Below are 21,637 nucleotides of genomic sequence, written 5' to 3' on the forward strand. Positions count from 1 at the left end.
GGAACTGGCGGGAGAGGGGGACATTCTTATTCTTCTTGTCTCACTTGCCGCTGAGAACGCGGCTGGCCACGTTGATGTATTTGCGACCGGCATCGGAGGCCTCGGCCAAGGCTCTTTCCATGTCGTTCTCGCCGCGCACCCCGGCAAGCTTGATCAGCATGGGCAGGTTCATGCCCGCGATCACTTCGGTCGTGCCGCTGTCCATCACGGAGATGGACAGGTTGGAGGGCGTTCCGCCGAACATGTCGGTCAGGATGATCACGCCATGGCCGGCATTCGCCCGCCCCACTGCGTCGAGAATATCCTGCCGTCTCTGATCCATGTCGTCTTCGGGACCAATACACACGGTCTCTATGAATTTCTGAGGTCCAACGACATGCTCCACGGCGTGCCGGAATTCCTCAGCCAGCTTGCCATGAGTGACAAGCACCAGTCCGATCATGAAAATACGCCCCCTGATTTCAAAACTCGCGGCCCTTATCGCAACGCAATAGTGCCGTCCAGCGGCGGGATGCCATCTTCGCCAACTAGAGTTGAAGTTCAAGTCAAAAATCGGGCGCACAACTCACCAGAACGGCTGCTCCCTCCGCCAAGAGGGAACAAGCGCGCCGATCACGGCAAGCGGATCCGGTACGGTGTTTGCTATCCGGACCAGCGGCAAGGCCCCGATATTCTCCAGTTGGAACTCTTCATTCTCCGGCGGCAGGCGCTCGCAATCAGCGAGCGAAACCACCTGGATCGCAAGATCCATCGGTGCCGTGGTCATATGGTCTACCGCGACGATACCGCTGCCACGCAGTTCGATCATACCGGCGATGGCCGGTGGGCAGGTTGCAACGATCCGGCTGCCGTCGCGGCTCACTAAGACCTGATCGTCGGCAACGAGCAGCGAGCGGACATTTTGGCGGCGGGCGATGGAAAGACAATTGAAGGCCATCATCGATTTGCCGATGCCGGAAGGGCCAACGAAGAGAAGGCCGCGGTCACCGACCACGATCGCGGTGGCATGAATGTTGTGCGGTGAGGCCGTCACGCCGCGCCGCCGGCTGGCAGTGACAGGGTGAAGCGTGCGCCCGTCACGTCCTGGCCCTTGCCATGCAGGTTCTCGGCTTTCAGCGAACCGCCGTGAGCCTCCGCGATCTGTCGGCTGATCGAAAGGCCGAGACCGGAATTCTGGCCGAAGCTCTCGCCATCCGGACGGTCGGTGTAGAAGCGCTCGAAGATGCGGTCGATGTTTTCCGCCTGGATGCCCGGGCCGTTGTCATCGACCGTGATGACCACTTTCTCCTTGTTGCGCGACAGGCGGATGGTCAGCTTTCCGCCTTTCTCCGGCACGAAGGAGCGGGCGTTTTCGATCAGGTTGGTGATGATCTGGCCAAGCCGCAGGTCATGGCCATTCACCACATAGGCGTGGCGGTCGGCTCCCTTGCTGTCGATCGAAAGATCGATTTCGACCGGTTTGCGTCCGGAACGGATCTGCCGGGAGATATCGACGAGATTGGTCAGCAGCGTTTCCATGTCGATCGGCGCGGAATCGGTGCGGGCAAGCTCGGCGTCGAGGCGCGAGGCATCGGAAATATCGCTGATCAGGCGGTCCAGGCGGCGCACGTCATGGAAGATGATTTCCGTCAGCCGCTGCTTGGATTCCTCCGACTTGGCAAGCGGCAGGGTTTCCACCGCGCTGCGCAGCGATGTCAGCGGGTTCTTCAGCTCGTGGCTGACGTCGGCTGCAAAGCTCTCGATCGCATCGATACGGTCATAGAGCGCGTTGGTCATGTCGCGTACGGCGATCGACAGATTGCCGATTTCGTCCTGGCGATAGGAGAAGTCCGGAATTTCCTCGCGCTGCTTGGCACCCCGGCGCACACGGATCGCCGCAGCAGACAGGCGGCGCAGCGGGTTGGCGATGGTCGATGACAGAAGCAACGACAGCACGATATTGACCAGCGTTGCCACACCGAAGACGCGCATGATCGCAAGCCGTTCCGCATGAACGATCTTGTCGATATCGCCGGCCTGGGTGGATAGAAGGAGAACGCCAAGCACTGCGCGGTAGCGCTGCACCGGCACGGCAACGGAAACGATCAGTTCGCCCCGGTCGGTAATACGCACGAGCGCGCCGCGAACGCCCGTCAGAGCATTCATCACTTCAGGATAGATCGAGCCGTCACCGCCGGGCGCTTCCTTGTAGATCGGCAGGTTGCCGGGCTGGAGCAGCCGGTTGAACAGCCCAGCCATCCAGTCGCTCCAGGTCTGCGTCTCGTTTTCGACCGGCGGCAGGTCGTAGCGCAGCACCTGGCCGCGCGAATAGAGATGGCGGCTGTCGAGCAGCAGGTTCGCATCCGCATCGAAGAGGCGGGCTCGCGTCCGGGTGGGAGAGATCAGCCGCCTCAGAACCGGCGCCACGCGCTCCGGATCGATCGGGAAATCGAGATCCTCGTCATTCGGCACGGGCGTGATGCTCTGCCCGGCCTGCAGTTCGAGCAGCTTTTCGGGATCGATGGTGATCGAGTTGGTGTCGACCGAAGCGGAGGCCGAGACGGCGGCAGAAATAATTTCGCCCTGCGTCAGAAGGCTTTCGACGCGGGCATCGATCAGCCCCTCGCGAAACTGGTTGAGATAGAGAATGCCGGCGACGAGGACGACGGTGGCCGCAATGTTGAAGAACAGGATGCGGCGCGTCAGGCTTGAAAACACCGCGTGACCGAACAGCCGCCGGATCAGCGTGAACGACCGCGGCCACAGCCGACGCCCGCTACGCCGTGCCGGTGCGCTCTCTATCGCTGGATTTTCAAGCAGTCTGTCTGCCACGTTCAGTCCTTCCACCGGGCCAGTCTATCGCCGACCCGGTCGTGGCTTCAAGTTAAGCGGTTGTAATCCGACCGCTTCAGGCCGCTTCGCGGAAGCGGTAGCCGACGCCATAGAGGGTTTCGATCATGTCGAAATCCGTGTCAACCATCTTGAACTTCTTGCGAAGGCGCTTGATGTGGCTGTCGATCGTGCGGTCATCGACATAGACCTGCTCGTCATAGGCCGCATCCATCAGCGCATCGCGGCTCTTCACGACGCCGGGACGCTGCGCCAGCGAATGCAGGATGAGGAATTCCGTGACGGTCAGCGTCACGGCTTCGCCCTTCCAGGTGCAGGTATGCCGCTCCTGGTCCATCAGAAGCTGGCCGCGCTCCAGCGTACGCGCCGCCTGCTGGTCGGGTGTCGGCTTCACGCCGGCCGCCTGCAGTTCGCGATTGCCTGCACGGCGCAGGATCGCCTTGACCCGCTCGACCAGAAGGCGCTGCGAGAACGGCTTGGTGATGAAGTCGTCCGCGCCCATCTTGAGGCCGAACAATTCGTCGATTTCCTCGTCCTTGGACGTCAGGAAAATGACCGGCAGATCCGATTTCTGGCGCAGACGGCGCAGCAGTTCCATACCGTCCATGCGGGGCATCTTGATATCGAAGATGGCGAGCTGCGGCGGGCGTGCGACCAGGCCGTCCAGCGCCGATGCGCCGTCCGTATAGGTCTCGACCTTGTAGCCCTCCGCCTCGAGCGCGATCGATACCGAGGTCAGAATATTTCGGTCGTCGTCTACGAGCGCGATTGTCTGCATGCCGTCCGTCTCCATTGCCATTTTGTGCGCATCTCCTGGAATCACTGTTTGACAGTTCCCAGCCCTCGCCATGCGCTTCATGAGGAGAAAGGTGGAACAAATTGTGGCAAAGTCAAAGAGGCCGCAATCCGGTCCTCTGCCGCAGCTCGTCGTTTTTCGCCGCAATCACGACGTTTTTGCAGCGCACTAAAACGCTCAGTAAAACGATTTAAAACGAAATAGATTTCTTTAAATCGATTAATTTATTGATTTCGTTGATCTATTCCGAAATCGTAGCTTGCCGTTTTAAAAAACAGCAACTAGTTTCCTCCCCACGGCCAATCGTAAAACGTAGACGGAGGTAGGCGCGTATGCAGCAGCTTGGACAATTTAACCCGGCAAATGGTGTGGCGGCGATCGGCCTCGATAAGGTCTCGCGCGTCAACTACAATCTGTCCGAGGTCGAGCTTTATGAAGAAGCCCTGCGCAAGGGCGAGGCTGATCTCACCATCGACGGCGCGCTGCGTGCCGTGACCGGCCAGCACACCGGCCGATCCCCCAAGGACAAGTTCGTGGTGCGCGACGCGACCACCGAGGACAAGATCTGGTGGGACAACAACAAGCCGATGTCTCCCGAGCATTTTGCGGTGCTGAAGGCCGACATGCTGGCCCATGCCGCCGGCAAGGAGCTTTATGTTCAGGATCTGGTTGGCGGCGCCGACCAGGATAATGCCCTGCCGACCCGCGTCGTGACCGAGCTTGCCTGGCATGCACTGTTCATCCGTAACCTTCTGATCCGTCCGAAGCGCGATACGCTTGCGACGTTCGAGCAGAAGCTGACCATCATCAACCTTCCGAGCTTCAAGGCCGATCCGGAGCGCCATGGCTGCCGGTCGGAAACCGTGATCGCCTGCGATCTGGCCAATGGTCTCGTCCTCATCGGCGGTACCTCCTATGCCGGCGAAAACAAGAAGTCGGTCTTCACCGTTCTGAATTACCTCCTGCCGGCCAAGGGCGTGATGCCGATGCATTGCTCGGCCAATGTCGGAGCGGAAGGCGATACCGCTGTCTTCTTCGGCCTGTCCGGCACCGGCAAGACCACGCTCTCGGCCGATCCGGCCCGAACGCTGATCGGCGACGACGAGCATGGTTGGGGCGAAAACGGCGTCTTCAACTTCGAAGGCGGCTGCTACGCCAAGGCGATCAAGCTTTCCGCCGAAGCCGAGCCGGAAATCTACGCCGCGACCCGCCGCTTCGGCACGGTGCTGGAAAACGTCGTGCTCGACGAGAACCGCGTCCCGGATTTCGACGACAATTCGCTGACGGAAAACACCCGCAGCGCCTATCCGCTGCATTTCATTCCGAACGCATCGGAAACCGGCCTCGCGCCGCATCCGAAGACGATCATCATGCTGACGGCCGACGCCTTCGGCGTCATGCCGCCGATCGCCAAGCTGACGCCCGAACAGGCCATGTACCACTTCCTGTCCGGCTACACCGCCAAGGTTGCCGGCACGGAAAAGGGCGTGACCGAGCCGGAAGCGACCTTCTCGACCTGCTTCGGCGCACCCTTCATGCCGCGTCACCCGGCCGAATACGGTAACCTCTTGAAGGAACTGATCGCCAAGCACGGCGTCGATTGCTGGCTGGTCAATACCGGCTGGACCGGTGGCGCCTACGGCACCGGCCGCCGCATGCCGATCAAGGCGACCCGCGCGCTTTTGACGTCTGCCCTCAACGGCAGCCTGAAGAATGCCGAATTCCGCACCGACGCCAATTTCGGCTTCGCCGTTCCGGTCTCGGTCGACGGTGTCGAGAACGCGATCCTCGATCCGCGCTCGACCTGGGCCGATGGTCTTGCCTACGACAACCAGGCTTCCAAGCTGGTCTCGATGTTCATCAAGAACTTCGAGAAGTTCGAAGCCCATGTCGACGCCAAGGTCAAGGATGCAGCGCCTGGATTGCTGATCGCAGCCGAATAATCGCAAAGCGTGTGATTCACGTGGAACCGTCGGTGATTTTCACCGGCGGTTTTCTTTGCCCGGCTTTATGGGAAAGATGCGCGCCAGTCGCTAGAGCCTTTCCTTGTTAAATTGAAACGTTCTGTTGGCTCAAACGGAGTCGGATGGTCGACCGGCCGGCGCAGGCGGTAGCCGCGCCCTACAGCCAAGCCGGCCGGTCGACCAGGCGGCCCGTTTCAGCCAACCCCGGTGGTTCGCTTGCGAACCAGCTTGGGCCGGGCATCTTTCCGCCAGGATCAAAGGCGATCGGCTCGGACGTACCTTTGGGTATGCCCTTCGCCAATCGCCTTTGCCCTGCCGAAAACCTGCTCCGGCAGAACGCTTCAATTTAACAAGGAAAGGCTCTAGAACCAGAGACCCATGGCCAGCAATCCCCTTACCATCAACAGCCGCATCACCATCGCAGCATGGGAGCTGACGGAACAGTTCGTTCTGGCGGGCGGCCCTGGCGGGCAGAACGTCAACAAGGTTTCGACGGCTGTCCAGCTGTTCTTCGACATCGTCAATTCCCCTCGCTGCCCGAGCGGGTGAAGACGAACGCCGTGAAGCTCGCGGGCAGGCGGGTGTCGAAGGACGGCGTGCTGATGATCGAGGCCAGCAAGTCCCGCAGCCAGGAGCGCAATCGCGAGGAGGCGCGCGAGCGGCTGAAGGAACTGATCCTGGAAGCCGCCAAGCCGCCGCCGCCGGTACGCAAGGCCACCAAGCCAACCAAGGGCTCGGTCGAGCGGCGGCTCAAGGCGAAATCGGGACGATCCGACGTGAAGAAAATGCGTGGCAAGCCGACCGGCGACTGACCGGAGGAGGATCTACATGGCGACCTTGCCGAACGGAATTCGCCACCTGCCGGGCTATCTCGATCGCGCGGCGCAGGAACATCTGGTGGAAGCCATCCGCCGGATCGTGGCCGAGGCGCCGCTTTATGTTCCCGCCATGCCCGGCACCGGCAAGCCGATGTCGGTCCGGATGACCAATTGCGGCCCGCTGGGCTGGGTGACGGACAAGGAACGGGGTTACCGCTATCAGCCGACCCACCCGGCGACCGGGAAACCGTGGCCGGCCATTCCGCCTGAGCTGATTGGTCTGTGGGAGAAACTGGCGGACTATCCCAAACCGCCCGAAGCCTGCCTGGTAAATTTCTATTCCGACGACGCGAAGATGGGGCTGCATCAGGACAAGGATGAGACGGAGGTTTCCGCGCCGGTCCTGTCGATCTCGCTCGGCAATACCTGCCTGTTCCGTGTCGGCGGTCTCGACCGCAAGGATCCGACCGGTTCCTTCAAGTTGTCGAGCGGCGATATCGTGTTGCTCGGCGGGGAGGGACGTCTCGCCTTCCATGGCGTCGACCGCATCTATCCCGGCACGTCGACGCTGCTGAAAAACGGCGGGCGCATCAATCTGACGCTGCGCCGGGTCAACCCTTAACGCAGGGATTAGCCGCTCAGAGTTTTCTGAGCGACACCGTTTCGATGAAGTGGTCGCGGCCCTTGCGCAGGATGATGTCGGCGCGCGGTCGCGTCGGCAGGATGTTCTGGCGCAGGTTCTTCAGGTTGATGTTTTCCCACAGACCCTCCGCCACCGCCTTGGCGGCATCGGCGTCGATCGCGGCATATTTCTTGAAGAACGAGGTCGGATCGCGGAAGGCGGTCTCGCGCAGCTTCATGAACCGCTGCACATACCACTGGTGGATCTGCTCTTCCTCGGCATCGATATAGATCGAGAAGTCGAAGAAGTCGGAAACGATCGGCACGATCTTGCCGTCCGACGGCAGCGCGCGCGACTGCAGGACGTTGATGCCTTCGAAGATCAGGATATCCGGCCGGTCGACGAGGGTGAACTCATCGGGCAGCACGTCATAGGTCAGGTGCGAATAGCGCGGTGCCTTGACGTTCGGCTCGCCCGCCTTGATGGCGGAGAGAAAGCGCAGGATCTGGCCGATATCGTAGCTTTCCGGAAAACCCTTGCGCTCCATCAGGTTTTCGCGGTTCAGCACGGCGTTCGGATAGAGAAATCCGTCTGTGGTGATGAGGTCGACCTTCGGGCTCGAAGGCCAGCGGGCCAGCAACTCCTTCAGCACGCGGGCCGTCGTCGACTTGCCCACGGCGACCGAGCCGGCAATGCCGATAATGAAGGGCGTCTTTGAAGCGTCCGGCAGGCTGAGGAACCGGTTGCGCTGACGAAACAGCCGCTGCGAGGCCTCGACATGGGTCGAAAGGAGGCGCGACAGCGACAGATAGATGCGCCGGACCTCATCGATATTGATCGGATCGTCGAGCGAACGCAGGCGGGAGATCTCTTCCGCCTTCAGCGTCAGTGGCGTATCGGCGCGGAATTTTGCCCATTCTTCGGCACTGAAGTGATGGTAGGGCGAGTAATATTCCGTGCTCATGCCGCTATCCATGGGTTCGGCAGGCTGGGGAACGATGTTCATGACGCGGGCCGGCTCGCCTTTTCCTGCAGTCCGGACTGGCCGGTCCTGCGGTGAAGTTCATCGACCACATCCTGCAACGGGATGCCTGCAATCTTCAATACGACCAAGAGATGATAGACGAGGTCGGCGCTTTCCGACACCAGCTCCTTGCGCTCCTGCGCCACGGCGGCAATCACGGTCTCGACCGCTTCTTCGCCAAGTTTCTTGGCGGCCTTGGTCTGGCCGGCGGCCACGAGCTTCGCCGTCCAGGATTCCTCCGGCGATGCTGCGGCACGCTGCGCCACGATCTTTTCCAGATCGTTCAGGGTGAATTCACTCAAAACTGTCTCCTCCAGTCCCGCCCGTCATATCCGAAAAGATCAGTCGAGCCGCATGGCGATGCCATGCTCGGACATATAGCGCTTCGCCTCACCAATCGAATAGGTGCCGAAGTGGAAAATAGATGCGGCCAGGACCGCGGTCGCGTGGCCTTCCTTAACGCCGGCAACGAGATCGTCGAGCGTGCCGACGCCGCCCGAAGCGATGACCGGGACACGTACCGAGTCGGCGATCGTCCGCGTCAGTTCCAGATCGTAGCCGATCTTGGTTCCGTCGCGGTCCATCGAGGTGACAAGCAACTCGCCGGCACCGCGCTCGACCATCTTCTGGGCGAACTCGATCGCGTCGATCCCCGTCGCGGTACGCCCGCCATGGGTGAAGATCTCCCAGCGATCGGCTTCACCGGCAACGGAAACCCTCTTGGCATCGATCGACACGACGATGCACTGGTTGCCGAACTTATCGGCCGCCTCGGCGACGAAATCGGGATTGTTCACGGCGGCCGAGTTGATCGACACCTTGTCTGCACCGGCCAAGAGCAGCTTGCGGATATCGGCAACCTGCCGCACGCCGCCGCCGACGGTGAGCGGCATGAAGCAATGCTCGGCGGTCCTTGCGACGACGTCGAAGATCGTCTCGCGATTGTCGGAGGACGCAGTGATGTCGAGAAAGCAGAGCTCGTCGGCACCGGCAGCATCATAGGCCTTGGCAGCCTCGACCGGATCACCGGCGTCGATCAGATCGACGAAGTTGACGCCCTTGACGACGCGACCATCTTTCACGTCCAGGCAGGGGATGACGCGGGCCTTGAGGGTCATGCGGCTTCTCCTTCGCGGCACGAATAAGCGAAAGTGCTTCGGCCGGATCGATGCGGCCATCATAAAGCGCCCGGCCGGAAATCGCGCCTTCGAGGCGGTTGGCGTCGGGCTGCAGCATCCGTCTTACATCGTCGAGTGAGGCAAGACCGCCCGAAGCGATGACCGGGATGGACACGGCATCCGCCAGTTCCAGCGTCGAGGCCCAGTTGATGCCGGCCAGAATGCCGTCGCGGTCGATGTCGGTATAGATGATCGCCGAGACGCCGGCGCCCTCGAACTTCTTGGCAAGCTCGATCACGCCGAGTTCGGACGCTTCCGCCCAGCCTTCGACCGCGACCTTGCCGCCCTTGGCATCGATACCGACGGCGACCTTGCCCGGAAACTGCTTGCAGGCCTCGATGACCAGCGCCGGATCGCGTACGGCAACGGTGCCGAGGATCACGCGTGCCAGTCCGCGGCTGAGCCAGTTTTCGATATGATCGAGCGTGCGAATACCGCCGCCGAGCTGAACCGGGTTCTTCGTTGCTTTCAGGATTGCATCGACGGCAGCGCCATTGACGCTCTCGCCGGCAAAGGCGCCGTTGAGGTCAACCACATGCAGCCACTCGAAGCCTTGGTCTTCAAAAGCCTTGGCCTGGGCGCCGGGGTCCGGATTGTAGACGGTTGCCTGATCCATGTCGCCGAGTTTGAGACGCACGCACTGGCCGTCCTTGAGATCGATAGCCGGAAAAAGGATCATTCTTTCTGGTCCTGTAGATGGGCGCGAGCCTTACGGCTTCCAGCGCAGGAAATTGGCGATGAGGGCGAGGCCGAGGGTCTGGCTCTTTTCCGGATGGAACTGCGAGCCTGCCATGTTGTCGCGCCCGACAAAGGCGGTCATCGCGCCACCATAGTCGGTCGTGGCAATCACTTCGGCCGGATTGGTCGCCGCCATGTGGTAGGAATGCACGAAATAGGCGTGCAGGCCGTCCGGTCCGGTCGGAATGCCGTCGAACAGCGGGTGAGGGCTGTTGAGCGTCAGCGTGTTCCAGCCGATCTGCGGGATCTTCAGCTCGGTATCGGACGGCGTCATCTCGACGACATCGCCCTTGATCCAGCCGAAACCTTCGGTCGTGGTCTTTTCAAGACCGCGCGAGGACATGAGCTGCATGCCGACACAGATGCCGAGGAAGGGGCGTGCCTTTTTCTCGACGGTCTCGATCAGCGCTTCATGCATGCCGGAGACGGCATTGAGGCCAGCTCGGCAATCGGCATAGGCGCCGACACCCGGCAGCACGACACGGTCGGCAGTGGCGACTGCATCCGGACTGTCGGTCAGATCGATCGTGGCATCGATGCCGGCCTCGCGTGCAGCCCGTTCGAATGCCTTGGTGGCCGAGCGCAGGTTGCCCGAGCCGTAGTCTATGATTGCGACGCGCATCAGCGTCCTCCGTGATCGAAGAGCCCGAGAGCCGGACCCTGCCAGCCCGAAGCCGGCGGTGTTTTTGCTTGCTTGGCCCATTCGACCGATTGCGGCAGTGGTTGCTGCACCGGCTTAGGCAGGCTGGAAAAATAGATGTCTTCCGCAGCCCGGAGATCCGGCGCGCTGATGACGCGCTCCAGCACCCAGCCGCGGCGGATCAGCGAATTGCCGTAGTGATTGCGGCCTTCCAGCGCAACGAGAAGGCTCGTTGCAAGGCCAAGCAGGACACCTGCCAGAGCGAAGCCCGGCACTGCAAGGAGAGCGATGGCTGCACCCTGGACCAGAAAAATAATGATCCCCGAAATCCAGAGCCTGTGCCAGATCAGCCAGATCCATGGAAACAGCAGGGCCGTCCATGAGAACCCGTCGGGCAGGATCAGGGTCGAGCGGTGGTCCTTGTCGGGACCACCCGGTGGGGTCAGAACGAGATAGCTTCTCAAGGATCAACTCCTGGAAGCGTCAGGCAAGCGTACCCTTGGTCGAAGGAACGCGATTGGCCTGCCGCGGATCGATTTCAGTCGCAGTGCGCAAAACGCGCGCTACGGATTTGAAGCAGGTCTCGGCGATATGATGGTTGTTGGCGCCGTAATGGTTCAGGATATGCAGCGTGACGCCTGCATTCTGCGCCAGCGCCTGGAAGAATTCCTGACCAGTTCCGTATCGAACGTACCGATCTTCGGCGAACTGAAGGCGACGTTCCATACCAGGAACGGACGTCCTGAGACGTCGATCGCAGCCTTGGTCATCGTCTCGTCCATGGCGAGGTCGAGCGACGCATAGCGGGTGATCCCGCGGCGGTCGCCGAGTGCCTGGGAAATCGCCTGGCCGATCGCAATGCCGGTATCTTCGACCGTGTGATGGTCGTCGACGTGAAGGTCGCCCTTCACCTCGATCTCCATGTCGATCAGCGAATGGCGCGAAAGCTGGTCCAGCATATGGTCGAAAAAGCCGACGCCCGTGGAAATCTTCGACGTCCCGGTGCCGTCCAGATTGACGGAAACCGAGACGGAGGTCTCGTTGGTCTTGCGGGAAACGCTTCCCGTGCGTGTGGCTGCTGTCTCGCCCATTCGGGTCTGCTCCATGCTTGTCTGCGGGCTCCTTACCAGCCGTCCGGTGAAATATCCAGCAAAAGCGCGGGCTTCTGCGGGCGGCATATCGATTGGAGCTGGCGAGATTGTATTCGGGCTTGAGCAACATACATAGGTGTCAACGTGATCCCGGCAAAGCCTGAGCGGTTTGGCGGGATGTCTTGAGGTCCAAGAGCCCGCTTTTAAAGGGGCAGACAGGTGTATTGATGACAACGATTATTACGGTTCGGAAGGGCGGCAAGGTCGTCATGGCCGGCGACGGTCAGGTGAGCCTCGGCCAGACGGTGATGAAGGGCAATGCGCGAAAAGTGCGCCGCATCGGCAAGGGCGGTGAAGTGATCGCCGGTTTCGCCGGCGCCACGGCCGACGCCTTCACTTTGCTCGACCGGCTTGAGAAGAAGCTCGAACAATATCCCGGCCAGCTGATGCGTGCCGCCGTCGAACTCGCCAAGGACTGGCGCACCGACAAGTATCTACGCAATCTCGAGGCCATGATGCTGGTTGCCGACAAGTCGACGACGCTTGCCATTACCGGCAACGGCGACGTCCTTGAGCCCGAGCATGGCACGATCGCCATCGGCTCCGGCGGCAACTACGCTTTCGCCGCAGCCCGCGCGATGATGGATACGGAAAAGTCAGCCGAGGATGTCGCCCGCCAGGCGCTCGATATCGCAGCCGATATCTGCGTCTACACCAATCACAATCTCGTCGTCGAAACGCTCGACGCCGAATAATCATACACTCCCACAAGGGTCCCGCGGACCGGGCCGTTATGGCCGGCCGCAACGGGAAAGCCGAGAGGATACAATGACGAACTTTTCTCCCCGCGAAATCGTTTCCGAACTCGATCGCCACATCATTGGCCAGCACGATGCCAAGCGTGCTGTCGCGATCGCCCTTCGCAACCGCTGGCGCCGCCATCAACTCGAAGAAAACCTGCGCGACGAAGTGATGCCGAAGAACATCCTGATGATCGGCCCGACCGGCGTCGGCAAGACGGAAATCTCCCGTCGCCTCGCCAAGCTGGCCGGCGCCCCCTTCATCAAGGTCGAGGCCACCAAATTCACCGAGGTCGGCTATGTCGGCCGTGACGTCGAACAGATCATCCGCGATCTCGTAGAGGTCGGCATCGGCCTGGTGCGCGAAAAGAAGCGCACGGAAGTGCAGGCCAAGGCGCATCAGAGCGCCGAGGAACGCGTGCTGGATGCGCTGGTCGGATCGACCGCGTCGCCCGCCACCCGCGACAGCTTCCGCAAGAAGCTCCGTTCCGGCGAACTGGACGACAAGGAAATCGAGATCGAAGTGGCCGACACCGGCTCGGGCATGCCCGGCTTCGACATTCCCGGCATGCCGGGTGCCAATATCGGCGTGCTGAACCTGTCGGAAATGTTCGGCAAGGCGATGGGTGGCCGCACCAAGAAGGTCAAGACGACCGTCTCCAAGTCCTATGGCGAGCTGATCCGTGACGAATCCGACAAGCTGATCGACAACGAGGTTATCCAGCGCGAGGCAGTCCGCTCGGTCGAGAATGACGGCATCGTCTTCCTTGACGAGATCGACAAGATCGCCGCCCGTGACGGCGGCATGGGCGCCGGTGTCTCCCGCGAAGGCGTGCAGCGCGACCTGCTGCCGCTCGTCGAAGGCACGACCGTTTCGACCAAGTATGGACCGGTGAAGACCGATCACATCCTCTTCATCGCATCCGGCGCCTTCCATGTGGCAAAGCCGTCTGATCTGCTGCCGGAACTTCAGGGCCGACTGCCGATCCGCGTCGAGCTTCGCCCGCTGACCAAGGAGGATTTCCGCCGCATCCTGACGGAAACCGAGGCGAGCCTCATCCGCCAGTACAAGGCGCTTATGGGCACGGAAGATTTGACGCTTGAGTTCACGGAGGATGCGATCGATGCGCTGGCGGATGTCGCCGTGCACCTGAACTCCTCGGTCGAGAACATCGGTGCCCGCCGCCTGCAGACGGTGATGGAACGCGTGCTGGACGAAATCTCCTTCACGGCACCGGATCAGGGCGGCACGTCGGTCAAGATCGACGCCGAATATGTTCGCAAGCATGTCGGCGATCTGGCCAACGATACCGATCTCTCGCGCTATATCCTGTAACGGGATGGAGTGGCAGCCGGGCAACGTCCGGCTGCCACATCTCGTCGCCCTGACGCTATTTTGAACGTCTTTCTCTCGACATTGCCACATGTCTTAACGTATGGGTGGCGCGCTCTCGTGAAAGCGCGCGCTGCTCCATGATTTGACTTGTCACTGCCTCTGGAGCCGCAACTGGCGCAGATGAAATGCTGGGACACGGAAAATCTTGAAACGCATCCTGATCGCATTGCTGTTCACCGTCGCTTGGACGGCATCGTCGGCCGGCCCTGCAATGGCCATGACCATCGTGCCCGAAGGCAATCGCAATACCGTGCAGCCCAAGGTGCCTGGCGCATCCGTGCGCAGGACACGCGCCGGCAAGACCACTTTCGACGACAAATACGAAAAGATCCGCGATCTGCTGGCGACCGACAGAAGCCTGATCGGCAAGATCAAGTCGACGGCCGCCTCCTACGGCATCGATCCGATCCATATCGTCGGCGCGATCGTCGGCGAGCACACCTATAATGTCGATGCCTACGACCGGCTGCAGAGCTATTACGTCAAGGCCGCCGCCTATGCCGGCAACGCCTTCCGCTTCGCCTATGACGGCGAGACGATCGAAGATTTCCTCAAGCGTCCGCAGCTTGCGACCTGCGACGCCAAGCGGGATTCCTATAGCCTCTGGACCTGCCGCGAGAATGTCTGGGAAAAGAGTTTTCGCGGCCGCAGGGTCGATGGCAAGGCGTTTCCGGACAATCGCTTCAGCGCCGTCTTCTTCCAGCCCTTCTATGCCGGCCAGACATTCGGGCTCGGACAGGTCAATCCGCTGACGGCGCTGATGCTGTCGGACATGGTGGCGCGGACCTCCGGCTATCCCAAGCTCGACGAGAACAAGGCCGCCGACGTCTATGATGCGATCATGGATCCCGACAAGTCGCTCGCCTATATGGCGGCCAACATCCGCCGCTCGATCGATGACTACAAGTCGATCGCCGATGTCGATATTTCCCGCAATCCCGGCATCACCTCGACGCTCTACAATACCGGCGGCTCTGCCCAGCGCGCCGCGGCTCTCAAGGCGCGCGGCGGACTGCCGGAAGAGAATTATTACGGCTGGCTCGTCAACGATAAGATCGCCGAGTTGAAATCGCTGCTCTGAGGCCTGATATATCTTTTAGATCAGGAATATGAAGAGGAGGGTGTTGATGGACATGCGCCCCGAGCCTTTCGTGCCGCCGGCCCCGATCCCGCACACGCGCCCCTCTCCCGCTGGGGCGTGATCTCGACGGCGCTGCGCAACCCGCTGGAATTGTGGGGCGAACTGTCCTTCACCCGGCCTTGGCTCGACACCCGATTTTTCAAGGAACGCACCCTGATCGTCAACGATCCGGGCCTTATCCGCCATGTCCTGGTCGACAATGCCGCCAATTATGAAATGGCCGAGGTGCGCCAGCTCATCCTGCGGCCGATCCTGCGTGACGGGCTGCTGACGGCCGAAGGGCCGGTCTGGAAGCGGTCTCGCAAGGCGATGGCGCCCGTCTTCACGCCGCGCCATTCCCGCGGTTTCGCCGGCCAGATGCTGGCGAAGTCCGAGGAATATGCCGAGAAGTATGAGGCTGGTGCCGCAGAGGGCACGGTCCACGACATTTCCGTCGACATGACGGAGCTGACTTACGCGCTTCTGTCGGAGACGCTTTTTCCGGCGAAATCGCCGGCGAGAAGAACAGCGTCGCGGATGATGTCGACAGCCTGCTGCACCGCATGGGTCGCGTCGATCCGATGGATCTGATGCGCGCGCCGCCCTGGGTGCCGCGCCTGACCCGCATCGGCGGCCGCAAGGTGCTCGACAAGTTCCGCCACATCGTCTCGGAGACTATGCGGATGCGCAAGGATCGGATGCGCGCGACGCCGGACGACGTGCCGCAGGATTTCCTGACACTGCTCCTGCAGCTCGAGGGTCCGAACGGGCTTTCGCTGGATGAGATCGAGGATAATATCCTGACCTTCATCGGCGCCGGCCACGAAACGACGGCCCGCGCACTTGCCTGGACGCTCTATTGCGTCGCCCAGTCCCCCCATGTCCGCGAGGCGATGGAGACGGAGATCGACCAGGTTCTTGCGACCGGTGCCGAACCGGTGGAATGGCTGGAACTCATGCCTTGGGTTCGGGCGTCATTCGAAGAAGCGCTGCGGCTCTATCCGCCGGCGCCGTCGCTCAACCGCGCGGCGATTGCCGCCGACAGATGGACGAGCCCGAGCGGGGAAAGCGTCGAGATCGACGCAGGCGTCACCATCCTCGTCATGCCCTGGACGCTGCATCGCCACGAACTCTATTGGGAAAAGCCGCGCGCCTTCATGCCGGAGCGTTTCCTGCCGGAAAATCGCGGCAAGATCGGTCGCTTCCAGTATCTGCCCTTTGGTGCCGGGCCGCGCACCTGCATCGGCGCGACATTTGCCATGCAGGAAGCTGTCATTGCGCTCGCCGTGCTGATGAAGCGCTATCGCTTCGATATGCTGCCGGGCACGGAAGTTTGGCCGGTGCAGAAGCTGACGACCCAGCCGCGTGACGGCATGCCGATGCGGGTGAGCTTCCGACAGCCGGCGTCTTCATCGGGCAATTGATCGGCGGGCAATTGATCGGCGCCGGCCATGCGTTATTGATTGCTGGATCGGCATTCAGGATTCCCGCGTGGCTTCACCTCTTCTTCTCGGCATCGATACCGGCGGCACCTATACCGACGCCGTTGTTTTTCGCGAAGACGAGGGCGTGATCGCCAAGGCGAAATCGCTGACCACCCGGCATGATCTTTCAAAGGGCGTCTCCGGTGCCGTCGAGGCGGCGCTTGCCGGGAGCGGGGTTTCCGGCTCCGACATCGCCATGGTCTCGCTCTCCACGACGCTTGCCACCAATGCGCTGGTGGAAGGGCAGGGCGGTCGCGCGGCGCTCGTCATGATCGGCTTCGGTCCCGATGATATCTCCCGCGGCGGCCTGTCGGAAGCGCTTGGCACGGATCCGGTGATCTTTCTGCCCGGCGGGCATGATGTCCACGGCAACGAGACGCCGCTGGACATGACGGCGCTGGAAGATGCCTTGCCGGTGCTCGGTGCCACCGTTTCCTCCTTCGCCGTCGCCGGCTATTTCGCCGTGCGGAATCCGGCTCATGAAATCAGGGTGAGGGACCGTATTCGCGAACTCAGCCACAAGCCGGTGACCTGCAGCCACGAACTGTCGTCGAAGCTCGGCGGCCCGCGCCGTGCGCTGACGACGCTGCTGAATGCCCGGCTGGTTTCCATCATCGATCGCCTGATCGGCTCGACCGAGGAGTTTCTCGAGAGATCCGGCATTGCCGCGCCGCTGATGGTCGTTCGTGGTGATGGTGCCCTGATGTCGGCGGCTGAAGCGCGGTTGCGGCCGATCGAAACCATTCTCTCCGGCCCCGCGGCAAGCCTTGTCGGCGCTCGCTATCTCACGGGGTTGGACGAGGCAGTGGTGTCCGATATCGGCGGCACCACGACCGATGTCGCGGTTCTGCAGGGCGGGCGGCCAAGGCTTGCACCGGATGGGGCCAATGTCGGCGGCCACAATACGATGGTCGAGGCGGTCGCGCTGCGCACCTACGGCCTCGGCGGCGATTCCGAGGTCCATATCGACGATCGCGGGCTGGAAGCCAAGATAACGCTTGGCCCGCGGCGCCTTCTCCCGTTGAGCCTGTTGGCGGCAACCCACGGCGAAAGCGTCGTTACAGCGCTGGATGCCCAGTTTCGCGCCACCCATGCCGGCCGGCATGATGGCCGCTTTGCCGTACGGATCCATGTAGAGGTCGGGGGCGAAGGGCTGCAGCCGCAGGAGCAGGCGCTTCTCGCCCGCATCGGCCAGGCGCCCGTGCCGCTGAACACGCTGCTGACCATGAATTCGCAGAAGGCAGTTCTCGACAGGTTGGTTGGCCGGGGATTGGTGCATCTGAGCGGCATCACCCCTTCGGATGCGCTGCATGTTCTTGGGCGCCAGAACCAGTGGAGTGCAGAGGCGGCCCGGCTCGGGCTGCAGATCGCGGCTCGCAGGAAAAGTGGGGCAGGGCGCGAGATCGCGGCCTCGGCGGAAGACCTTGCGGACAAGATCGTCGCACGGCTGACCCGGCAGTCTTCCGAGGTGGTTCTGTCCGCATGCCTTGCAGAGGATGGAGCCGAGGCCATCGATCCGGCTGTATCGCTGGCCGTCGATCGCGCGCTGAAGCGGATGCCGGGCATAGCGCGTTTTGCCGTGGCGCTTGATCGCCCGCTCGTGGGTCTCGGGGCCTCGGCTCCCGTCTATTACCCGGCAATCGCCGAAATGCTCGGCGCGCAATCCATCATCCCCACCGATGCCGACGTGGCCAACGCGATCGGCGCCGTCGTCGGCCAGATCCGGGTCGTGGTGGTGGTGACGGTCACGTCGCCGGAAGAAGGGCTCTATGTCATTGCCGGTGCCGGCGACACGATATCCGTCGTGGGCGAGGCCAAGGCACTCGATCTGGCAAGGGATCGGGCCGCCGTCGCCGCGCGCGCAAAGGCGGGACAGGAAGGTGCGGACGATATTCTCCTCTTCCAGGAAGAGGAGATTTCGGCGCCCGAGATCGAAGGCAGCCGAAAACTCGTCGAGGCAAGGGTCATCGCCACTGCAACAGGGCGCCCGAGGGTGGCCCGCGAGGAATGAGCCGGCTGAGCCCGTGCGGCCGGCCTTCGGCTTTCGGCGCATTGACACCCGTCATGTCACGCGCAATGTGACGGCACGGAGAACAAAAGGCATTTGAGGAGGAGCCGCATGGCACGCAAGGATATCGCCGGTCTGCAGGTAGACGATGAGCTTCACCGGTTCCTGGTGGAGAAAGCCCTGCCGGGCACGGGTGTGGACGCGGACCGTTTCTTTGCCGAATTCTCCAGGATCGTCCATGACCTTGCGCCGAAGAATCGCGAGCTTCTGGCCAAGCGCGACGCATTTCAGGTGAAACTCGACGACTGGTACCGGCAGAATGGTGCCCCCAGCGATCTCGCCGCCTACGAAACGTTTCTGCGCGAGATCGGATACTTGCTGCCCGAAGGTCCCGACTTTTCGGTCTCGACCGAGAACGTCGATCCGGAAATTGCCGCGATCGCCGGGCCGCAGCTCGTCGTGCCGGTCATGAATGCGCGCTACGCGCTGAACGCTGCCAATGCCCGCTGGGGTTCGCTTTACGATGCTCTCTACGGCACGGATGCGATTCCGGAAACAGACGGAGCGCAAAAGGGCAAGGGGTACAATCCGGTCCGCGGCGCCAAGGTCATTGCCTGGGTTCGCGATTTCCTCGATCAGTCCGCCCCGCTCTCCGGCACCAGCTGGAAGGATACGGCTTCATTCAAGGTCGAGCATGCCGCCCTGTTTGTGACGCTGACAAGCGGCCAGGTGACCGGTCTCAGCGATCCATCACAATTCGCCGGCTATCTGGGGGATGCGGCCGCGCCGACGCAGATCCTGTTGAGGAAGAACAACCTCCATGTCGAGATCCTCGTCGATGCGACGACCGCTATCGGCAAGGATGACCCGGCGAACATCTCCGATGTCTGGGCCGAATCGGCGATCACCACGATCATGGACTGCGAGGATTCGGTTGCTGCCGTCGATGCCGAAGACAAGGTCGTCGTCTATCGCAACTGGCTCGGCTTGATGAAGGGCGATCTGACGGAAGAGGTCTCCAAGGGCGGCAAGACTTTTACCCGCAAGCTCAATCCGGATCTAGACTACACCGGGCCGGACGGATCGACCTTTGAGCTGAAATGCCGCTCGCTGATGCTGATCCGCAATGTCGGCCACCTGATGACCAATCCGGCGATCCTCGATCGCGACGGCAACGAGGTGCCGGAAGGCATTATGGATGCGATGGTCACCGCGCTGATCGCCATTCATGACATTGGCGCCAATGGCCGGAAAAAGAATTCTCGCCTCGGCTCCATGTATGTGGTGAAGCCTAAGATGCACGGGCCGGAGGAAGTGGCCTTTGCCGCCGAAATCTTTTCCCGCGTTGAACAGGCGCTCGGCCTGCCGGCGAACGCCATGAAGATGGGTATCATGGACGAGGAGCGCCGCACGACGGTCAACCTCAAGGAGGCCATCCGCGCCGCCAAGGACCGCGTCGTGTTCATCAATACCGGCTTCCTCGACCGCACCGGCGACGAGATCCACACCTCGATGGAAGCAGGCCCGATGATCCGCAAGGGTGACATGAAGCAGGCTTCATGGATCGCGGCCTATGAGAACTGGAATGTCGATATCGGCCTGGAATGCGGCTTGTCCGGCCATGCGCAGATCGGCAAGGGCATGTGGGCCATGCCGGACCTGATGGCGGCGATGCTGGAGCAGAAGATCGGTCACCCGAAGGCCGGCGCCAATACGGCCTGGGTCCCGTCGCCGACGGCGGCGACGCTGCACGCGACCCATTATCACAAGGTCGATGTGGCGGAAGTCCAGAAGACCCTCAAAAGCCGTGCCCGCGCCAAGCTTTCGGATATCCTGTCGGTGCCGGTCGCGCCGCGGCCCAACTGGACGCCGGAGGAAATCCAGCGCGAACTCGACAACAATGCGCAGGGCATTCTCGGCTATGTCGTGCGCTGGATCGACCAGGGCGTCGGTTGCTCCAAGGTGCCGGACATCAACAATGTCGGGCTGATGGAAGACCGCGCGACGTTGCGCATCTCGGCCCAGCACATGGCGAACTGGCTCCACCACAAGGTGGTGACCGAGGACCAGATCGTCGAGACGATGAAACGCATGGCGAAAGTGGTCGACGGCCAGAATGCCGGCGATCCGCTCTACGTGGCCATGGCCGCTGATTTCGACGGCTCGATCGCCTTCCAGGCAGCACTCGACCTGGTCCTCAACGGGCGAGAACAGCCGAACGGCTATACCGAACCCGTCCTGCACCGCCGCCGCCTGGAATTGAAGGCCAAAGCCGGCTGACCGCCATTGCCCGACCAACAAAAAAGCCGCCGAAGATCTTCGGCGGCTTTTTTATTTCTGGCTCGTCCAGCAGGCTTACTGGATGACGACGACCTTGGTGTTGCGGCCCGGACGGACGCGGCTATAGAGGTCGATGACGTCCTGGTTCATCAGGCGGATGCAGCCCGAAGAGGCCGCGGTGCCGATCGATGCCCATTCCGGCGTGCCGTGCAGGCGGAACAGCGTGTCCTGGCCCTTTTCATTGAACAGATACATGGCGCGTGCACCGAGCGGGTTGTTCAAGCCCGGGCCCATGCCGTCCTCGACATAGCGGGCGATTTCCGGGCGGCGTGCAGCCATTTCCTTCGGCGGATGCCAGTTCGGCCATTCCTGCTTCCAGGCGACATAGGCAGTGCCCGACCATGCAAAGCCAGCTTTGCCGACGCCGATGCCGTAACGCATCGCGCGGCCGCGCGGCATGATGTAATAGAGATGGCGCTCGCGGGTATTGACGATGACCGTTCCCGGCTTTTCCGTCGTCTCGTAGTTGACGATCTGGCGCACGAACTCAGACTTCACCCGGTTGATCGGGATCGCCGGCAAGGTGTACCCTGCATCGGTCATCGAGCCATACGAGTCGGTGAAGATCTGCGCGGTCTCGACGCGAACCGGTGCGTCTGACTGGGCGGTTTCGGACGTGGTCGAGCAGCCGGCCAGGGCAGCGGTTGCCAACAGGCCGAGTGCGAGCATGCTGTTGCGGAAGCGCATGGATGTCTCTTGATGAACGAATCGATTGAAATGGGCGTCTTCCGCCCGTCGGAATGGTTATTTTCCATTCGATTATGCTTGGCAAGCCGCCTTGATGCACTG

Annotated in this window: 17 protein-coding genes and 4 pseudogenes; 9 read left to right on the forward strand and 12 right to left on the reverse strand. The window is 61.8% G+C overall.

Annotated elements, in window-relative coordinates; translation table 11 throughout:
• Positions 1 to 40 precede the first annotated feature (40 nt).
• From N7E02_RS15305 to N7E02_RS15320, 4 genes are all read right to left on the reverse strand, one after another.
• Complete coding sequence (locus N7E02_RS15305; protein WP_286582952.1) at positions 41 to 442, reverse strand: PTS sugar transporter subunit IIA; 402 nt, start codon at positions 440 to 442, stop codon at positions 41 to 43.
• Between the two features lie 123 nt (positions 443 to 565).
• Positions 566 to 1,033 carry an HPr kinase/phosphorylase gene (locus N7E02_RS15310; RefSeq protein WP_286582954.1) on the reverse strand — a complete coding sequence of 156 codons (468 nt, stop codon included), beginning with the start codon at positions 1,031 to 1,033 and terminating at the stop codon, positions 566 to 568.
• Positions 1,030 to 2,781 carry a sensor histidine kinase gene (locus tag N7E02_RS15315; protein ID WP_286583853.1) on the reverse strand — a complete coding sequence of 584 codons (1,752 nt, stop codon included), beginning with the start codon at positions 2,779 to 2,781 and terminating at the stop codon, positions 1,030 to 1,032. The genes N7E02_RS15310 and N7E02_RS15315 overlap by 4 nt, the downstream gene beginning before the upstream one ends.
• 106 nt (positions 2,782 to 2,887) lie before the next feature.
• Positions 2,888 to 3,607 carry a response regulator transcription factor gene (locus tag N7E02_RS15320; RefSeq protein ID WP_286583854.1) on the reverse strand — a complete coding sequence of 240 codons (720 nt, stop codon included), beginning with the start codon at positions 3,605 to 3,607 and terminating at the stop codon, positions 2,888 to 2,890.
• Between the two features lie 350 nt (positions 3,608 to 3,957).
• On the opposite strand from N7E02_RS15320, the gene N7E02_RS15325 reads away from it, so the two are divergent.
• The 3 genes and pseudogenes from N7E02_RS15325 to N7E02_RS15335 all read left to right on the forward strand — a co-directional run bounded on the left by N7E02_RS15325 (position 3,958) and on the right by N7E02_RS15335 (position 7,029).
• A complete protein-coding gene (locus N7E02_RS15325; protein ID WP_286582955.1) occupies positions 3,958 to 5,568 on the forward strand; it encodes a phosphoenolpyruvate carboxykinase in 1,611 nt (536 codons plus the stop codon).
• A 399-nt stretch (positions 5,569 to 5,967) separates the two neighbouring features.
• Positions 5,968 to 6,401: pseudogene (gene arfB, locus N7E02_RS15330) on the forward strand (alternative ribosome rescue aminoacyl-tRNA hydrolase ArfB).
• Between the two features lie 16 nt (positions 6,402 to 6,417).
• Positions 6,418 to 7,029, forward strand: coding sequence for an alpha-ketoglutarate-dependent dioxygenase AlkB family protein (locus tag N7E02_RS15335; protein ID WP_286582956.1), 612 nt, complete (start codon positions 6,418 to 6,420; stop codon positions 7,027 to 7,029).
• A 16-nt stretch (positions 7,030 to 7,045) separates the two neighbouring features.
• Here the strand turns inward: N7E02_RS15335 and coaA are convergent, their stop codons facing one another.
• The 7 genes and pseudogenes from coaA to hisB all read right to left on the reverse strand — a co-directional run bounded on the left by coaA (position 7,046) and on the right by hisB (position 11,700).
• The gene (gene coaA, locus N7E02_RS15340; RefSeq protein ID WP_286582957.1) at positions 7,046 to 8,035 is read right to left on the reverse strand and encodes a type I pantothenate kinase; all 990 of its coding nucleotides are present in this window, start codon (positions 8,033 to 8,035) and stop codon (positions 7,046 to 7,048) included.
• Entirely contained in the window at positions 8,032 to 8,355 is a 324-nt protein-coding gene (locus N7E02_RS15345; protein WP_286582959.1) for a phosphoribosyl-ATP diphosphatase, read from the reverse strand. The genes coaA and N7E02_RS15345 overlap by 4 nt, the downstream gene beginning before the upstream one ends.
• Before the next feature lie 39 nt (positions 8,356 to 8,394).
• Complete coding sequence (gene hisF, locus N7E02_RS15350) at positions 8,395 to 9,171, reverse strand: imidazole glycerol phosphate synthase subunit HisF (RefSeq protein ID WP_286582960.1); 777 nt, start codon at positions 9,169 to 9,171, stop codon at positions 8,395 to 8,397.
• A gap of 4 nt (positions 9,172 to 9,175) precedes the next feature.
• Positions 9,176 to 9,910, reverse strand: a pseudogene (hisA, locus tag N7E02_RS15355) (1-(5-phosphoribosyl)-5-[(5-phosphoribosylamino)methylideneamino]imidazole-4-carboxamide isomerase); the annotation flags it as partial.
• 30 nt (positions 9,911 to 9,940) lie between these two features.
• A complete protein-coding gene (hisH, locus tag N7E02_RS15360) occupies positions 9,941 to 10,591 on the reverse strand; it encodes an imidazole glycerol phosphate synthase subunit HisH (RefSeq protein ID WP_286582963.1) in 651 nt (216 codons plus the stop codon).
• Positions 10,591 to 11,073, reverse strand: a complete 483-nt coding sequence (locus N7E02_RS15365; RefSeq protein ID WP_286582964.1) for a DUF2628 domain-containing protein — start codon at positions 11,071 to 11,073, stop codon at positions 10,591 to 10,593. Before N7E02_RS15365 ends, hisH begins: the two co-directional genes overlap by 1 nt.
• Positions 11,074 to 11,092: 19 nt before the next feature.
• Positions 11,093 to 11,700 (reverse strand): annotated as a pseudogene (hisB, locus tag N7E02_RS15370) (imidazoleglycerol-phosphate dehydratase HisB).
• A gap of 227 nt (positions 11,701 to 11,927) precedes the next feature.
• Between hisB and hslV the strand changes: the two are divergent.
• The 6 genes and pseudogenes from hslV (at position 11,928) to N7E02_RS15400 (ending at position 20,788) form a co-directional block, all read left to right on the forward strand.
• On the forward strand, positions 11,928 to 12,455 hold the full coding sequence (hslV, locus tag N7E02_RS15375; RefSeq protein WP_286582966.1) for an ATP-dependent protease subunit HslV: 528 nt from the start codon (positions 11,928 to 11,930) through the stop codon (positions 12,453 to 12,455).
• A 73-nt stretch (positions 12,456 to 12,528) separates the two neighbouring features.
• Complete coding sequence (hslU, locus tag N7E02_RS15380) at positions 12,529 to 13,836, forward strand: ATP-dependent protease ATPase subunit HslU (protein WP_286582968.1); 1,308 nt, start codon at positions 12,529 to 12,531, stop codon at positions 13,834 to 13,836.
• A gap of 205 nt (positions 13,837 to 14,041) precedes the next feature.
• Complete coding sequence (locus N7E02_RS15385) at positions 14,042 to 14,977, forward strand: DUF1402 family protein (RefSeq protein WP_286582969.1); 936 nt, start codon at positions 14,042 to 14,044, stop codon at positions 14,975 to 14,977.
• Between the two features lie 46 nt (positions 14,978 to 15,023).
• A pseudogene (locus tag N7E02_RS15390) lies at positions 15,024 to 16,440 on the forward strand (cytochrome P450).
• Between the two features lie 67 nt (positions 16,441 to 16,507).
• Positions 16,508 to 18,511 (forward strand): hydantoinase/oxoprolinase N-terminal domain-containing protein, encoded by a 2,004-nt coding sequence (locus tag N7E02_RS15395; RefSeq protein ID WP_286582970.1) that lies wholly within the window; start codon positions 16,508 to 16,510, stop codon positions 18,509 to 18,511.
• 108 nt (positions 18,512 to 18,619) lie between these two features.
• The gene (locus N7E02_RS15400; RefSeq protein ID WP_286582971.1) at positions 18,620 to 20,788 is read left to right on the forward strand and encodes a malate synthase G; all 2,169 of its coding nucleotides are present in this window, start codon (positions 18,620 to 18,622) and stop codon (positions 20,786 to 20,788) included.
• A gap of 75 nt (positions 20,789 to 20,863) precedes the next feature.
• On the opposite strand, the gene N7E02_RS15405 is transcribed toward N7E02_RS15400, so the two are convergent.
• Positions 20,864 to 21,535 carry a L,D-transpeptidase gene (locus N7E02_RS15405; protein WP_286582973.1) on the reverse strand — a complete coding sequence of 224 codons (672 nt, stop codon included), beginning with the start codon at positions 21,533 to 21,535 and terminating at the stop codon, positions 20,864 to 20,866.
• Between the last annotated feature and the right edge of the window lie 102 nt (positions 21,536 to 21,637).

Source organism: Terrirhizobium terrae, assembly GCF_030323265.1.
Classification (GTDB): Bacteria; Pseudomonadota; Alphaproteobacteria; order Rhizobiales; family Rhizobiaceae; genus Neorhizobium.